The 16755-nt window shown below is 64.1% G+C and carries 11 protein-coding genes and 1 tRNA gene; 7 read left to right on the forward strand and 5 right to left on the reverse strand.

Annotation, left to right across the window (positions count from 1 at the left end; all coding sequences use genetic code 11):
• The first annotated feature begins 284 nt into the window (after positions 1-284).
• From GGR62_RS01340 to GGR62_RS01355, 4 genes are read left to right on the forward strand one after another with little or no spacing between them, the layout of a single operon-like run.
• Positions 285-1457: a LacI family DNA-binding transcriptional regulator gene (locus GGR62_RS01340; RefSeq protein WP_184406147.1), complete on the forward strand. Its 1173-nt coding sequence runs from the start codon at positions 285-287 to the stop codon at positions 1455-1457.
• 13 nt (positions 1458-1470) lie between these two features.
• A complete protein-coding gene (gene fucP / locus GGR62_RS01345; RefSeq protein WP_184406148.1) occupies positions 1471-2781 on the forward strand; it encodes an L-fucose:H+ symporter permease in 1311 nt (436 codons plus the stop codon).
• A complete protein-coding gene (locus GGR62_RS01350; RefSeq protein ID WP_184406149.1) occupies positions 2778-3764 on the forward strand; it encodes a carbohydrate kinase in 987 nt (328 codons plus the stop codon). The genes fucP and GGR62_RS01350 overlap by 4 nt, the downstream gene beginning before the upstream one ends.
• The gene (locus tag GGR62_RS01355) at positions 3761-4966 is read left to right on the forward strand and encodes an AGE family epimerase/isomerase (RefSeq protein ID WP_184406150.1); all 1206 of its coding nucleotides are present in this window, start codon (positions 3761-3763) and stop codon (positions 4964-4966) included. Before GGR62_RS01350 ends, GGR62_RS01355 begins: the two co-directional genes overlap by 4 nt.
• Before the next feature lie 432 nt (positions 4967-5398).
• On the opposite strand, the gene metH is transcribed toward GGR62_RS01355, so the two are convergent.
• From metH to GGR62_RS01375, 4 genes are read right to left on the reverse strand one after another with little or no spacing between them, the layout of a single operon-like run.
• On the reverse strand, positions 5399-8152 hold the full coding sequence (gene metH, locus GGR62_RS01360) for a methionine synthase (RefSeq protein WP_184406151.1): 2754 nt from the start codon (positions 8150-8152) through the stop codon (positions 5399-5401).
• On the reverse strand, positions 8149-8322 hold the full coding sequence (locus GGR62_RS01365; RefSeq protein ID WP_184406153.1) for a hypothetical protein: 174 nt from the start codon (positions 8320-8322) through the stop codon (positions 8149-8151). The genes metH and GGR62_RS01365 overlap by 4 nt, the downstream gene beginning before the upstream one ends.
• Entirely contained in the window at positions 8319-9458 is a 1140-nt protein-coding gene (locus tag GGR62_RS01370; protein ID WP_184406154.1) for a homocysteine S-methyltransferase family protein, read from the reverse strand. Before GGR62_RS01370 ends, GGR62_RS01365 begins: the two co-directional genes overlap by 4 nt.
• A complete protein-coding gene (locus GGR62_RS01375) occupies positions 9455-10450 on the reverse strand; it encodes a metalloregulator ArsR/SmtB family transcription factor (protein ID WP_184406156.1) in 996 nt (331 codons plus the stop codon). Before GGR62_RS01375 ends, GGR62_RS01370 begins: the two co-directional genes overlap by 4 nt.
• 152 nt (positions 10451-10602) lie before the next feature.
• Here GGR62_RS01375 and GGR62_RS01380 point away from each other — a divergent pair, with 152 nt between their 5' ends.
• Both GGR62_RS01380 and GGR62_RS01385 read left to right on the forward strand, forming a co-directional pair.
• The gene (locus GGR62_RS01380) at positions 10603-11721 is read left to right on the forward strand and encodes an acyl-CoA dehydrogenase family protein (RefSeq protein ID WP_260305336.1); all 1119 of its coding nucleotides are present in this window, start codon (positions 10603-10605) and stop codon (positions 11719-11721) included.
• Between the two features lie 348 nt (positions 11722-12069).
• Complete coding sequence (locus GGR62_RS01385; protein WP_260305290.1) at positions 12070-13587, forward strand: platelet-activating factor acetylhydrolase IB subunit; 1518 nt, start codon at positions 12070-12072, stop codon at positions 13585-13587.
• 223 nt (positions 13588-13810) lie between these two features.
• Here GGR62_RS01385 and GGR62_RS01390 read toward each other — a convergent pair.
• Positions 13811-13897: transfer RNA gene (locus tag GGR62_RS01390), tRNA-Leu, on the reverse strand.
• A 121-nt stretch (positions 13898-14018) separates the two neighbouring features.
• Between GGR62_RS01390 and rnr the strand changes: the two genes are divergently transcribed.
• Complete coding sequence (gene rnr / locus GGR62_RS01395) at positions 14019-16586, forward strand: ribonuclease R (protein WP_184406160.1); 2568 nt, start codon at positions 14019-14021, stop codon at positions 16584-16586.
• Positions 16587-16755 lie beyond the last annotated feature (169 nt).

The following is a 16755-nucleotide window of genomic DNA, read 5'->3' on the forward strand; positions in this document are numbered from 1 at the left end:
TGCTGCGCTTGCGGCGACGTTCGATCGCCGGGAAATCGGTATCTGCCTGGTGGGTCTTTGACGCGATCAGTGTCCTGAAACGCGGTGTCTTTTTCCGACCCAAGGCGCGGTTGCTTTGGAGCACATGTCGGCGTGACATCTTTACGTGCTGTGTGAGCAGGCCTGCAGAGTTGACTGCCAGCCTTTAGATGAATGCCAGCGATCTGCGAAGGCCGTCATGTTGCACTGCCGCATGCATTGATTGCGGGGAAAAGGCCTAATTGGATCGATCCAATCAACGTTAGATGCATGCGCCCTTTTCTTACCGCAAGGCCCGCAACGTGACGCCTGCAAAGCCGACGGCTTCGGTTGGGCATGACGACGATGCGCGCCGCGTCCGTCGTGGTGCGGTGACCTTGCGTGATATCGCGCTAGCCATTGGCGTTTCCCGCGCGACGGTGTCGTTGGTGCTGCGCGGCAGCCCGCTGGTGCATGCGACCACGCGCGCGCGCGTGCAGGCCGAGCTGGATCGCCAGAATTACGTCTACAACCGCGCCGCCGCCAATCTGCGCCGCCGCACCTCGTCCAGCATCGCGTTGGTCATCAACGATCTGTCCAATCCGTTCTTCGCCGAATTCGCGGCAGGCGTCGACGAGGCATTGGGGGCAGCCGGCTACGTGACCCTGCTCGGCAGCACCGGCGAATCGACGCAGCGGCAGCAGGCGGTGCTGACCTCGCTGATGGAACACACGCCCGCCGGCATCATCCTGTCGCCGGCCGAAGGCAGCCAGGCGCAGGCGCTGACGCAGGTGCTGGGACGTCAACACAACGTGGTGCTGTTCAATCGTGAAGTGGAGGGCGCGCATTGGGATCTGCTGGCCCTGGACAACGAGCAGGGCGCGTTGCTGGCCTGCGCGCATCTGATTGCACAAGGGCACCGGCGCATCGTGTTTTTCGGCGGACATGCCCAATCCAGTTCCTGCCGCCAACGCCGTGCCGGTTACGCGCGCGCGATGACCGACGCCGGCCTGGCCGTGCACTACGTCGAATCTGCGCCCAATCGGCAGGACGCCGCACTGTGCGCCGAACGCATGCTCGGCAGCGCCGATCACGTCGGCGCCACTGCGGCGGTTTGCTACAACGACAGCGTCGCGTTGGGCCTGATGGCCGCCTTGACGATGCATGGCATCGTGCCGGGCCGCGACTTTGCGGTGACCGGCTTCGACGATATCGCCGAAGCGGTGTTGTATACCCCGGCGTTGACCACCTTGGCTGCAGATCCGCGTGCGCGTGGCCGGCAGGCCGCGCAGTTGGTGTTGCAGCGGATCGGCAGCCCCGAGCTTGCATCGCAGCGGCTGACCGCCGCGGTCGAATTGAAGATCCGCGCCAGCAGCGCATTCGCGCCAGGCTGCGGACCTTTGCTGCAGTCTTCCAACGATTCTCCCGTGCATTCCCCCACCAAGGCCTCAGGCCGCTGACCAGGCAATTCCTATGGTTTCCCTTTCCACGCAATCCACTGTGCCAAGCGGCAACAAGGCGCCCGTCAACAACGGCGTCGCGTTGTCGGTCGCCACCACGATCTTCTTCATGTGGGGCTTTCTCACCTGCCTCAACGACATCCTGATTCCGCATCTGAAGGCGGTGTTCGAGCTCAACTTCGCGCAGGCGATGCTGGTGCAGTTCACCTTCTTCGGCGCGTACTTTTTGATGTCGTTGCCGGCCGGCTGGCTGGTGGCGAGGCTGGGCTACAAGCAGGGCATCGTTGCCGGTCTGGCAGTGGCCGCGGTGGGCGCGCTGGGCTTCTGGCCGGCCGCGGAGCTGCGCGTCTACGGAGCGTTCCTCGGTGCGTTGTTCGTGCTGGCCACCGGCATCACCATCTTGCAGGTGGCGGCCAATCCGTACGTGGCATTGCTCGGTCCCGAGCGCAGTGCCTCCAGCCGTCTGACCCTGGCGCAGGCGCTCAATTCGCTGGGCACCGCGATCGCGCCGCTGTTCGGTGGCTGGCTGATCCTGTCCAACACCGTGATGAGTAGCGATCAACTCAAGGTGCTGCCGCAAGCCGAGCAACTGGCCTATCGCGTGCAGGAGGCCCAGGCAGTGCAGGGGCCGTACATCGGTCTGGGCATCGTGCTGTTCTTGCTGGCGATCTTCGTCTTTTTGTTCCGTCTGCCGGCGCTGACCGACGCAGGCGCGCAGAAGGATGAAAGCAAGCATTCCTTGCTCGATGCCTTGCGTCATCCACATGTGCGCTTTGGCGTGCTGGCGATCTTCTTCTATGTCGGCGCGGAAGTGGCGATCGGCAGCCTGATGGTCAATTACTTCTCGCTGCCGCAGATCGGTGGCTTCACCGAGCGTGAGGCGACCAACTACGTGTCGGCGTACTGGACACTGGCGATGATCGGCCGCTTCATCGGCTCGGCCTTGCTGGCCAAGCTGTCGCCGCGCGTGTTGCTGTCGGTCTTCGCTGCGATCAACGTGCTGCTGTTGGGGGCGACCATGCTCAGTGGCGGCATGGTGGCGGTGTATGCGCTGGTGGCGATCGGATTGTTCAACTCGATCATGTTCCCGACCATCTTTACCTTGGGCATTGAACGCCTTGGTCCGCTGACCGGTCGCGCATCGAGTCTGTTGATCATGGCCATTGTCGGCGGCGCCATCGTGCCGTATCTGCAAGGCCTGCTGGCCGACAGCATCGGCCTGCATGAGTCGTTCGTGCTGCCGCTGCTGTGCTACCTGTATATCGTGTTCTACGGCATCTGGGGCTCACGTCTGCGCGGTGCCCTGGCGGAGGTGCGCGCATGAGTGCCGTCAGAAACCAGGTGGTGTGCTTCGGCGAGGCCTTGATCGACATGCTGGCGTTGCCGGCGGAGGGTCCGCACGAGGCGCGCACCTTTGCGCAATATGCCGGCGGCGCGCCGGCCAATGTCGCCGTGGCGGTGGCAAAGCTGGGCGGTGCAGCGCATTTTGTCGGTATGCTCGGGCGCGACATGTTTGGCGACTTTCTGCTGCAGAGTCTGCAACAGGCGGGCGTGGTGACCGATGGCATCGTGCGTACCGATCAGGCCAAGACCGCGCTGGCCTTCGTTGCCTTGGACGAGGCGGGCGAGCGCAGCTTCAGTTTCTACCGCCCGCCGGCAGCGGATCTGTTGTTCCGTCCCGAGCACTTCGCCGCCGACGGCTTCAAACAGGCCGCCGTGCTGCATGTGTGCTCCAACAGCATGACCGAGCCCGCAATCGCGCAGTGCACGCTCGACGGCATGCGCCGCGCGCGCGCCGATGGCGCGATCGTCAGCCTGGATTTGAACCTGCGCCCGATGTTGTGGCCGCAGGATGTGGATCCTGCGCCGCTGCTGTGGGAAGCGCTGGCGTTGGCCGATGTGGTCAAGCTCTCGCGCGAAGAACTCGATTACCTGGCCGGCACGCTCGATGGCGATGCTAGCGCGGTCACCCAAAAGCTGTGGCAGGGCAAGGCCAGCTGGTTGCTGGTCACCGATGGTGGCGGGCCGGTGCATTGGCAGACGCGTACCGACTCCGGCCAGCTGCCGGCGTTCCGCGTGCAGGTGCGCGATAGCACCGCAGCCGGCGATGCATTCGTCGGCGGCTTGCTGTTCCAGCTGGCCGCGCGTGCGACCACGCTGGAGCAGCTGTGCGGCGATACCGGTGCGATCGGCGAGGTGATCCGTTTTGCTGCCGCAGTCGGTGCGCTGGCGGTGACGCGCAAAGGCGCGTTTGCGGCGATGCCCAGTGTCGATGAAGTCCATTCCTTGATCCAGGAACAACCATGAGCCGTTTAGCTGCGACCCCTGCACCCGATTTCCGTTCGGCCGACGTGCTGCGTCAGCATATTGCCGACACCATGGCGTTCTACCACCCGCGCGCGATCGATCCGGCGGGCGGGTTTTTCCAGTATTTCCGCGACGACGGTTCGATCTACGATGCCGGGCACCGGCACCTGGTCAGCAGTACACGCTTTGTCTTCAATTACGCGATGGCCTACCGCGAATTCGGCAATGCCGACTATCTGCAGGCGGTGCGTCACGGCCTGGACTATCTGCGCAACGTGCATCGCAATGCGGCCACCGGCGGCTATGCATGGACCTTGCGTGATGGTGTGGTCGAAGACGACATGAATCACTGCTACGGCGTGGCCTTCGTGTTGCTGGCGTATTCGTGCGGCCTGAAGGCCGGTGTCGATGAAGCGCGCGCATGGATGGACGAGACCTGGCAGCTGCTGGAAAAACATTTCTGGGAGCCGGAATTCGGGCTGTACCGCGACGAAGCCGATGCGCAGTTCAACTTCACCAGCTACCGCGGCCAGAACGCCAACATGCACATGTGCGAGGCGATGATCGCTGCGTATGAAGCCAGCGGCGAGCAACGTTATCTGGACCGCGCCCTGTCGCTGGCCGACACCATGACCCGGCGGCAGGCAGCCAAGGCCGATGGCCTGGTCTGGGAGCACTACGATCTGCAGTGGAACATCGACTGGGACTACAACCGCGACAATCCCAAACACCTGTTCCGCCCCTGGGGCTTTCAGCCGGGTCACCAGACCGAATGGGCCAAATTGCTGATGTTGCTGGATCGCTATGCACCTGCCGATTGGTTGCTGCCGACCGCGCAACATCTGTTCGATGTGGCAGTGGCGCGTTCGTGGGATGCGCAGCGTGGCGGGCTGTATTACGGCTTCGATCCTGAAGGCAAGGTCTGCGACGACGACAAGTATTTCTGGGTGCAGGCCGAGTCGTTGGCGGCGGCGGCGTTGCTGGCCCAGCGCAGCGGCGAGGAGCGCTATTGGCAGTGGTACGACAAGCTCTGGGATTACTCCTGGAAGCATATGATCGACCATCGCTATGGCGCGTGGTATCGCATCCTGGATGCGGACAACCGCAAGTACAGCGACGAGAAGAGCCCCGCCGGCAAGACCGATTACCACACCATGGGTGCGTGCTACGAGGTCTTGAACGTGTTGCGGCCGGCTGCGTGATGCGACACGGTCGGTGAGGTGTGCCGACCTTTCAATGACGTCAAGACGCCGAGATATCGATTCGGAGTCTTCGTTTAGCTGCAGTCAGACGTTGAGGTCAGAAGCCTGGTTGGTCGAGGGCGCGATGTCCTCACCGCTGGCGGGACACGCCGTGAATCCATCCCTGGAGGCTCGGTGGCGGCATCCATGCCGCCACACGGTCCCGCAAGCGGCGAGGACACCGCAGCAGAGACTCCGCTGGTTGCTGTGTTTAAACCCATGCATGCCGACCATCTCGACTGGTCCTTGCCCGCCAAGCGTCGCTGGACCTTACGCGGCATGGATGCCGCGTAAGCGCTTACAAGGACGTACTTGCAGCGTGTCCCGCGACGCTGGGCGGGCAAGGGCCCTGCAGCCAGGCGGCAGAGCATCCAGGCGGCAGATCAGCTGCCCTCACTCCGGGTCGTAATCCAGATTCGATGCCAACCAGCGTTCGGCCAGCGCCAGTGTGATGCCCTTGCGTTTGGCGTAATCGGCTGCCTGTTCCTTGCCAACTCGCCCGACTACGAAATACTGGCTCTTGGGATGGCTGAAGTAATAACCCGACACCGCTGCGGTAGGCAGCATCGCGAAGCTTTCGGTCAGCGTCATCGTGGTGTGGCGCTCGGCATCGAGCAGGTCGAACAAGGTGCGTTTTTCGCTGTGTTCCGGGCATGCAGGGTAGCCGGGTGCAGGACGGATGCCGCGATAGCGCTCGGCGATCAGTGCCTCGTTGTCCAATCCCTCGCCTTCGATGTACCCCCAGAACTCGGTACGCACACGCTGATGCAAACGCTCGGCAAGTGCTTCGGCCAGACGGTCTGCGAGCGCCTTGAGCAAGATGGAGTTGTAGTCGTCGTGCGCGGCTTCAAAACGCGCCACATGCGGGTCGATACCGATGCCGGCGGTGACTGCGAACGCACCGATCCAGTCCTGCTTGCCGCAGCTCCTGGGCGCGATGAAGTCGGCCAGGCAGAAGTCGGGGCGGTCGATGGGTTTGTCGACCTGTTGGCGCAGGAAGTGCAGGGAATGGGGAATGGAGAATCGGGAATGGTCAGGCGCTGATGGATCGCTTTGCGATTCCCGATTCCCGATTCCCGATTCCGCAGGCTCGTTGAGCAACACAACATCATCGCCCACACTATTGGCCGGCCATAGCCCAAACACGGCCTTCGCGGTCAACCATTTTTCGGCGACGATCGTGCGCAGCATCTTGCGTGCATCGCGATACAACTCGCTGGCCTGGGTGCCGACCACTTCGTCGCTGAGGATTGCCGGAAACTTGCCGGCCAGTTCCCAGGCCTGGAAGAACGGGGTCCAGTCGATCAGCTCGATCAACTCCTGTAGCGGATAGTCGTCGAACACATGCAGGCCCGGCTGGCGCGGGGTGGGCGGTGTGTAGTTGTCCCAATCGCCGTCGAAACGCTGGGCGCGTGCCTTTTCCAGCGAGACCAGACGCTTGGCATCGCCGCGGTTGCGGTGACGCGCGCGGATCTCTGCGTAGTCGGCATCGTTGGCGGCCACGAAGGCCTGGCGCAAGTCGCGCGAGATCAACGATTGCGCAACGCCCACCGCACGCGAGGCGTCCTTCACCCAGACGGTGGGCGAGGTGTAATGCGGGTCGATCTTCAATGCGGTGTGCGCACGCGAAGTGGTGGCGCCACCGATCAACAGCGGAATCTCGAAACCTTGTCGCTGCATCTCGCGTGCAACATGCGACATCTCTTCCAGCGACGGCGTGATCAAGCCGGACAGCCCGATCAGATCCGCATTTTCCGCGCGCGCACGGTCCAGGATCACCTGCGCGGACACCATCACGCCCAGGTCCACCACATCGAAGTTGTTGCACGCCAGCACCACGCCGACGATGTTCTTGCCGATGTCGTGGACGTCGCCCTTGACCGTGGCAATGATGATCTTGCCGTTGGACTTGCCGACATCGCCGGTGCGCAGTTTTTCCGCTTCGATGAAGGGGAACAGGTACGCCACCGCTTTCTTCATCACGCGTGCGGACTTGACCACCTGCGGCAGGAACATCTTGCCGGCGCCGAACAGGTCGCCGACCACGTTCATGCCATCCATCAGCGGGCCTTCGATCACATCCAGTGGACGCGTGGATTGCTGACGCGCTTCTTCGGTATCGATTTCCACGAATGCATCGATGCCGTGCACCAGCGCATGCGCCAGACGCGCACGTACCGGTTTGTCGCGCCAGGCGAGGTCTTCGACTTTCGCCGCGCTCTTGCTGCCCTTGTAACGTTCGGCGATTTCCAGCAGCCGCTCGGTGCCGTCCTTGCGGCGGTTGAGGATCACATCCTCGACGCGCTCACGCAGTTCCGGGTCCAGCTCGTCGTAGATCGGCATGCCGCCGGCGTTGACGATGCCCATGTCCATGCCGGCCTTGATCGCATGGAACAGGAACACCGAGTGGATCGCCTGGCGCACCATCTCGTTGCCGCGGAACGAGAACGACACGTTGGAAACGCCACCGGAGATATGGCAATGCGGCAGGGTGCGCTTGATCTCGCGGGTGGCTTCGATGAAGTCCACTGCGTAGTTGTCGTGCTCTTCGATGCCGGTGGCGACGGCAAAGATGTTCGGGTCGAAGATGATGTCTTCCGGCGGAAAGCCCACCTGCTCGGTCAGCAACTTGTAGGCGCGCGTGCAGATTTCGACCTTGCGCGCGCAGGTATCGGCCTGGCCCACTTCATCGAAGGCCATCACCACCGCAGCGGCGCCGTAACGCAAGACCTTGCGCGCCTGCTCGATGAATTGCGCTTCGCCTTCCTTGAGCGAGATCGAATTGACCACGCTCTTGCCTTGCAGGCACTTCAGGCCGGCTTCGATCACGCTCCACTTGGACGAATCCACCATCACCGGAATGCGCGCGATATCGGGCTCTGACATGATCAGATTGAGAAAGCGCGTCATCGCCTTTTCCGAATCGATCAGGCCCTCGTCCATGTTGACGTCGAGGATCTGCGCACCGTTGGCGACCTGCTGGCGCGCCACTTCCACCGCCTCTTCGTAGCGCTCTTCCTTGATCAGCTTGCGGAACTGCGCGCTGCCGGTGACGTTGGTGCGCTCGCCCACGTTGACGAATAGCAGGTCTGGGGTGATGACCAGCGGTTCCAGGCCGGACAGGCGGGTGTGGCGGGGAGTGCTCATACGATGCTCTGGTGGGCGTCGGACGTGGCGAATGTCCAGGCGAGACGATGATGATTGGCGGTCGGCAGGGCGCGGATCGCGATGGCCCTCATCCGCCCTTCGGGCACCTTCTCCCGCGTGCGGGAGAAGGTGGCGCGCAGCGCCGGATGAGGGCCAACGTACTGCATCACGCCGCCAGCTCCTGCGCACCCGGCAACTGCCGCGGCGGCAGATCCGCTACCGCTTCGGCAATTGCGCGGATGTGGTCCGGCGATGTGCCGCAGCAACCGCCGACCAGATTCAACAAGCCGGACTGGGCAAATTCGCGCAAGGTCTCGGCCATTTCCTCCGGTGTTTCGTCGTACTCGCCAAAGGCATTCGGCAGGCCGGCATTCGGATGCGCGCTGACGTAAGCGTCGGCGATCTGCGACAGCGTTTCCACATGCGGGCGCAAGTCCTTGGCACCCAGTGCGCAGTTCAGTCCCACCGACAGCGGACGTCCGTGCGCGACCGAGGCATAGAACGCCTCGGCGGTCTGCCCGGACAGGGTGCGGCCGGACGCATCGGTGATGGTGCCGGAAATCATCACCGGCAAGCGCCCGCCGCGTGCTTCGAAGACTTCTTCGATCGCATACAGCGCGGCCTTGGCGTTGAGCGTGTCGAAGATGGTTTCCACCATCAAGGTGTCGGCGCCGCCGTCGATCAGGCCGTCGATGGCCTCGCGATAGGTCTCGCGCAAGGCGTCGAAGCTGGTGTTGCGGTAGCCGGGGTCGTTGACGTCCGGGCTGATCGAGGCGGTACGGCTGGTGGGGCCGAGCACGCCGATCACAAAGCGCGGTTTGTGCGGCGTCAGCGCTTCGACTTCATCGCAGCATGCACGCGCGACCTGTGCGCCGGCCTTGTTCAATTCGTAGACCAGATGTTCCAGGTGATAGTCGGCCTGGCTCACCGAGGTCGCGTTGAAGGTATTGGTTTCCAGTAAATCCGCACCGGCATCCAGATAGGCGCGATGGATGCCGGCGATGATCTCCGGGCGCGACAGCAGCAGCAGATCGTTGTTGCCCTTCAGGTCGTGGCCTTCCGGGGCGTGGGCGTGATCGCAGCCGGGGCCATGCACATGCGCGCTGTCGTAGCCGTCGGCAAAACGGGTGCCGCGGTAATCGGGCTCCTGCAGGTCATGGCGCTGGATCATGGTGCCCATCGCACCGTCGATGATGAGGATGCGTTCGCGCAGCGCGGCGGTGAGCTTGGCCGCGCGCTCTGGGTGCAGCCATGGCAGCGTGAACGGGATGGAGGATTCGGCAGGGGGGATTGGCAGATGTGTCATGCGTTGGTTCTCCGCGGCGCGTTGCTCTTGCTTTCAACGATTCCCGATTCTCGACTTCCGATTCCCGGCTTCATCGCAATCAACGAAATCACTTCGAAATGCGGCGGGCGCTTCTCGCGTGTCACCGTCTCCAGGCTGGACACCTCCAGCCCGGCCTTCTCGGCGAACTTGCGCAATTCCTTGGCCGCAAAGCCGAGATTGACGTGGCCATAGGCATGCACTGCCGCGCGATGTTCGTGTTTGGCCAGGCTGCACAGCAGCAGCCGGCCGCCGGGGCGCAGCACACGCGCCGATTCGGCCACCGCCTGCGCCGGCTTGGCGGCATAGGTGAGCGCGTGCATCAGCACCACCAGGTCGAAGCTGGCGTCGGGGAACGGCAGTGCATGCATGTCGCCTTCGCGCACTTCCACGTTGCGCAGTTTGCGCAAACGCTCGCTGGCAGCGGCGACCACGCGTGCACTGGTGTCGATGCAGATGTAGCGGGTGGCGTGCGGCGCCACCAGTTCGGCCAGCACGCCATCGCCGGAGGCGATGTCGAGCACGTCGCCGGTTTCCAGCAGGGGCAGCGCGGTGCGTGCCAGCGCTTCCCAGGTGCGCCCCGGGGAGTAGTGCCGTTCCATGTCGCCGGCCACCGAATCGGCCCAGTTCTGGTCGGCGGCGCGATTCGCCAGCACGGCGGCCACGCGCTCGGCGTCCTGGCGCAGCAGCGGATCGTCGCTGCCGGTGCTCAGTGCCAGCCACAAGGCGCGCTGCGCCGGGTCCAGCGACACTTCATCGAAGCGGTAGTAGGCCGACACGCCGGCGCGGCGGTCGCGCACCAGCCCGGCCTCCTTGAGCTTGGCCAGATGCGTGGACACGCGCGGCTGCGCCAGACGGGTGATCGCCGACAGCTCGGCCACGGTGAGTTCTTCCTGCTCCAGCAAGGTCAGCAGGCGGACGCGGGTGGCGTCGGCAAACACCTTCAGGCGCGCCGACCAGTCTTCCAGATCCATGAATATCTCTATATCGCGATATGGAGATATTTTCGGCCCGGCCGGGTGTGGGGTCAACTACATACGCATGCGAATGGTTGTGGCTACAATGGGCGCTCAGCCTAGGCCTGGAGGGATGCGACGTGGATTTCAGCTTTACCGAAGAACAATTGATGATCCAGGATGTGGCGCGCCGCATCGCCCAGGAAAAGATCGCCCCCAGTGCGGAGCGGTTCGATCGCAGCGGCGAGTTCCCGCTGGAGAACATCCAGCTGCTCGGCGAAAACGGCCTGATGGGCATCGAAGTGCCGGCCGAGTACGGTGGCGCCGGCATGGACCCGATCAGCTACGCGTTGGCGATGATCGAAATCGCCGCCGCCGATGGCGCGCATTCCACCATCATGTCGGTCAACAACTCGCTGTTCTGCACCGGCATCCTCAAGAACGGTAGCGAAGCGCAGAAGCAGCTGTATGTGCGCGCGATCGCGGAGGGCACGCAGATCGGTGCGTTTGCGTTGACCGAACCTCAGTCCGGTTCCGACGCCTCGGCGATGCGTTGCCGCGCGGTAAAACAAGCCGATGGCAGCTTCGTGATCAACGGCAAGAAGAGCTGGATTACCTCCGGCCCGGTCGCCAAGTACATCGTGCTGTTTGCAGTGACCGAGCCGGACAAGGGTTCGCGCGGCATCACCGCGTTCATGGTCGATACCGACAAGCCCGGCTTCCATCGTGGCAAGACCGAGCCCAAGCTCGGCATCCGCGCATCGGCCACCTGCGAGATCGAGTTCGCCGACTACATCGCGCAGCCCGATGAGGTGCTGGGCGTGGAAGGCCAGGGTTTCAAGACCGCGATGAGCGTGCTCGATGCCGGACGCATCGGCATCGCCTCGCAGGCGGTCGGCATCGCGCGCGCCGCTTATGAAGCAACGCTTGCGTACGTGAAGGAGCGCAAGGCGTTCGGCGCGGCGATCGGCACGTTCCAGATGACCCAGGCCAAGATCGCCGACATGAAGTGCAAGCTGGATGCCGCGCTGCTGCTGACGCTGCGTGCGGCCTGGTTGAAGGGGCAGGGGCAGCCGTTCGGCACCGAAGCGGCCGTGGCCAAGCTCACCGCCTCGGAAGCGGCGATGTGGATCACCCACCAGGCGGTGCAGATCCACGGCGGCATGGGCTATTCCAAGGAAATGCCGCTGGAGCGCTACTTCCGCGACGCCAAGATCACCGAGATCTACGAAGGTACCTCGGAGATCCAGCGCCTGGTGATTGCGCGCGCCGAGACCGGACTGCGCTGAGGATTTGCCGCACAAGCGTTCTGCTGAAACATGCTCGGCGACGCCGGGAGCAGTGAGCTCCATGACGGCGCCTGCTCGAAGGCGTCTCGGAGATCATCTTCCTTCCCCCGCCTGCGGGGAAGGTGCCCGAAGGGCGGATGGGGCGGCACCTACATACATACAGAGCGCCCTCATCCGACGCTGCGCGCCACCTCCTCCCGCAGGCGGGAGAAGGGTGTGGGTGTGTCGTTGCATCGTGATTCCTGCCTCCGCCAGCTGGACAGGGTGAGGGCGCCTGTCTCGGATCAGCTTGTGACGCGCCAACAGTGCAGCCCACAATCGGGGGTCTTCCGCTCCTTCCGGCCGCGCATGATCCTGTTCCCCTTCCTGTTTCGTAGCCTCGGCCGGCGACTTGTCGTGACCGGCCTGCCCATCTGGCTGTGCCTGCTGACGCTGCCCGCGCTCGCGCAGACTCCGCCACCTTCGATCGTGCCGACCGACCGCTTGCAGGAGACATGGTGGGCACAGCGCCACGCGCAGGTGCTGGAACAGGTGAAACAACATGCCGATACGCCATTGCTGTTGATCGGCGATTCGATCACCCAGAACTACGAACAGGCCAAGGCGCCGGACGAAGACTTCCAGCCGACCTGGCAGGCCTTCTACGGTAGCCGCGGCGCGCTCAACCTGGGTTTCAGTGGCGACGGCACCGAAAACCTGCTGTGGCGGCTGGCCAATGGCGAGGTCGATGGCCTGCAACCCAAGGTTGCGCTGGTACTGATCGGCACCAACAACACCGGCCATCTTGGCCAGACCGCAGAGCAGGCCCAGCTCGGGATCGATGCGGTGGTCGCGGCGATCGAGCAGAAACTGCCACGGACGCACATTCTGTTGCTCGGCGTGCTGCCCAGCGCGATTTCCGCAGAGAAGTCGCGCCGCGATGCGCAGATCAATCAGGGCCTGGCGGTGCGCTACGGCGACAATCCGCGCGTGACCTATCTGGATGTCGGTTCGATCTTCTTTCGCGGCGGCAAGCTGCGCACCGAGCTGTTCTACGACACCCGTCTCCGTCCGCCAGCCGGTGCCTTGCATCCGGACACGCGAGGCCAGCGCATGCTGGCCGAAGCGATCGAGCCGACCCTGGCGCGGTTGCTGGGCGAGCCGCCGGCCAAGCCGGTGGCCGAGCTCGGCCGCGATTTTGCGACGTCCTTGTTGCCGGTCGATTGGCTGGAACAGGATTCCTACGACTGGTACGCCCGTCACCATGCAGCGCTGGCCGCTGCGCGTGCGCTGAAGCCGGAGGTGGTGATGATTGGCGATTCGATCACCCACTTCTGGGCCGGCCTGCCGCTGGCCACCCGCGTCAGCGGTGCGCAATCCTGGCAGTGGCTCTACGGCGCACGCCCGGTACTGAATCTGGGCTTCGGCTGGGATCGCACCCAGAATGTGCTGTGGCGCATCCGTCAGGGGGAGCTCGACGGTCTGGACCCGCAGTGGGTGGTGCTGCATATCGGCACCAACAATCTCACCGGCACCGCGCAATCGCGCGCCAGCACGCCAGCCGAGACCGCGCTGGGCGTGGAGGCAGTGGTGAGCGAGGTGCGTCGCCGCCTGCCCAATAGCAAGCTGATCCTGATGGCGATCATGCCGCGCGGCCGCCATGCCGACGATGCGCAGCGCGCACCGATTGCCGAGACAAACCGGCTGTTGATGGCGCGTTATGGCAAGGATCCATCGGTGCGCCTGGTCGATATCGGCAAGCAGTTGCTGCAGCCCGACGGCACATTGCCCGAGGCGCTGATGCCCGACGGCACCCATCCCAGCGAGGCCGGTTACGCCGTCTGGGCACAGGCGCTACGCCAGGCAGGGATCGCTGCCCGGCCATAAGCGCGTCCGCCGCGAAGGTGATAGGGCAGTGGCGTCACGTGGGGCGCTGCTGTCGTGCGTGGTGATATTCCGTTGCGCGATGACCGAAGGCTGGCGTCATCTGACGGGTGCTTCGTCTGCCCGATCCATCCACCGTTCCAGCAACGCGAGTACCCACGGCCGTTGAAGATTTCCAGACCCCAGATACCAGAAGACCCCCGATCGCTCGGAGGTCTTTTTAAACTGGTGCCCAGAAGAGGACTCGAACCTCCACGAAGTTGCCCCCGCTAGCACCTGAAGCTAGTGCGTCTACCAATTCCGCCACCTGGGCAGGTGAGCCGCGAATTTTGCAGCCTCCCGGTGGGCTTGTCAATGCCTGTCGAATCGCAATTGCAACCGGTTGGGCGAGCCTTGCTGCCCATGTGGCGGCCGCAAGGGGTACCATGTAAGCAATGACAAAGAAAAACACCCCAGATTCCGATCGGCCCAGTCGCCGCAAATCCACCAGCCCGGGCGAGTCCACCACCGCCGAAAAACAGAAGTTGCCGGGCTGGATGCCGGACTTCCTGGTCCGCGCCGCCGCTGGCGCGTCGACCAAGTCCGCAAATAAACGCGCTGCCGACAAGGCCGCCAACGCCTCGCCCGAACTGCCGGTAGCGCCCGCGCTGCCCACGGCGCCGGCACCACGCGCGCCGCATCCACGCAAGAGCGGTCCGCCTGCGCCGCCGCCGGAACGCCTTCAGCACGCGCCGACGGAAGTGGCCGCGCCGGCGACGGAAGTGTCTGCGCCGACGGCGGAGTTCAAGGATCCGCATGCCGATCGCGAAGCGCTGCGTTACGCCGAGCCGATCGCCAGCCGCGAAGCCATCCTGCAGCTGCTCGACGCCTGCGACGGCCCGCAGACCGCCGAGGAAATCGCCGAACAACTCAATCTCAGCGACCGCATCGATGCGCTGGGCAAGCGCCTGGCGGCGATGGTGCGCGAAGCACAGCTGGTGCAGAACCGTCGCGGCGGCTACGCGCCGGTGCAGCAGACCAGCCTGATCGCCGGTGTGGTGATCGCCAACCCGGAAGGCTTCGGCTTCCTCAAGCCGGACGAAGGCGGCGACGACCTGTTCCTGCCGCCGTACGAAATGCGCAAGGTCATGCACGGCGATCGTGCGCTGGCCAACGTCACCGGCATCGACCGTCGCGGTCGTCGCGAAGGCGCGATCGCCCGCGTGCTCGAACGCCGCATGTCGCGCATGCTCGGGCGCTTCTTCTACGAACATGGCGTGGCCTATGTCGACCCGGACGACAAGCGCGTGCAACGCAACGTGCAGATCGCACCGGACGGCATCGGCGACGCACGCGAGGGGCAGCTGGTGGTGTGCGAACTGATCGCGCCACCGGATGCGCGCCGCCCGGCGATCGGCAAGATCATCGCGGTGCTCGGCGACAAGCTGACCCCGTCGCTGGTGGTGGAAATGGCCATCCACGGCCACGAACTGCCGCACGAATTCCCGCAGGAAGTGCTGGACGAAGCCGCGGCAGTGCCGTTGGTGGTCGAGCCGCAGATGATCGGCGGGCGCGTGGATCTGCGGCAGATGCCGCTGGTCACCATCGATGGCGAAGACGCCAAGGATTTCGACGACGCGGTGTATTGCGAACCCAACGCAGACGGCTTCCGTCTGGTGGTGGCGATCGCCGACGTGTCCAACTATGTGCGTCCCGGCACGCCGCTGGACGACGAAGCGCAGAAGCGTGCCACCTCGGTGTATTTCCCGGGTTTCGTGGTGCCGATGTTGCCGGAGACCCTGTCCAACGGCATCTGCTCGCTGATGCCCAAGGTCGATCGCATGTGTTTCGTCTGCGACATGCAGGTAGGACGCGATGGCGAAGTGACCGGCTCGCGTTTTTACGAAGCGGTGATGAACTCGCACGCGCGCCTGACCTATAACCAGGTCTGGAAGGCGGTCGGCGAAGACGATGCCGATACCAAGGCGTTTATCGGCCCGTTGCTGCCGCAGGTGCAGCGCCTGCATCAGCTGTACAACGTGTTGTCGAAGGCGCGCACGCATCGCGGCGCGATCGAATTCGAAACCTCCGAAGTGCGCTTCGTGCTCGACAACACCGGCGAGGTCACCCAGGCCGGCATGCTGGTGCGCAACGATGCGCACAAGCTGATCGAAGAATGCATGATCGCTGCCAATGTCGAGGCCGCGCGTTATCTGCTGAGCATGCATGTGCCGGCGCCGTACCGCGTGCACGAGCGGCCGCCGGAGAGCAAGTTCGAAGACCTGCTGGAGTTCCTCAAGGAATTCCAGTTGAGCCTGCCGGCGTGGAGCAAGGTGCGTCCCGGCGATTACACCAAGTTGCTGAAGAAGGTGCGTGCGCGCCCCGATGCGGCGTTGCTGGAATCGGTGCTGCTGCGCAGCCAGAGCCTGGCGGTGTATTCGCCCGACAACAACGGCCACTTCGGCCTGGCGTTGGAGGCGTATGCGCACTTCACCTCGCCGATCCGGCGTTACCCGGACCTGCTGGTGCATCGCGCGATCAAGCATGCGTTGACCGGCGCCTCCCCGGAAAAATACATCTACACCCCGCGTCAGATGGCCGCGTTGTCGCTGCAGTGTTCCGAGCGTGGTCGGCGTGCCGACGAAGCCGAACGCGAGGTCGATGAGCGTTATCGCGCCGCGTGGATGGAAAAGCATGTCGGCGGCCAGTTCGATGGTGTGATAAGCGGCGTGACCGGCTTCGGCCTGTTCGTGGAGTTGACCCAGTCCAAGGTCAACGGCCTGGTGCACGTCACCCAGTTGCCGCAGGACTACTACCAGTTCGATCCGATCCGCAAGACGCTCAGCGGCGAGCGCCGTGGTCGCGCGTTCCGGCTGGGCGATCCGGTGCGCGTGCTGGTGCTCAAGGCCAGCATGGAAGAGCGCAAGATCGACTTCCGTCTGGCCGAGGATCGGGACGATACGTCCGAGGCTCCGCTGCCGCCGCGCGCGCAGCCGCCCAAGCGCAAGAAGAAATCTTACTGAGGCGCATCAATACTGCGTTGCGATCAGCCGCCTGCCGGTTGATCGCAATCAGTGATGGCCGCTGGGCCGGAAGCACATGCCTGCCGCGAAGCACACGCCTTGCGGTGGGCACGCTCTATCGCGGGTGCCCGTCACCGCAGGTCGGCCGTGACGTGGCAGGCCACAGGCC

This window comes from Xanthomonas sp. 3075, assembly GCF_014197275.1.
In the GTDB taxonomy this organism is placed as follows: domain Bacteria; phylum Pseudomonadota; class Gammaproteobacteria; order Xanthomonadales; family Xanthomonadaceae; genus Xanthomonas; species Xanthomonas campestris_B.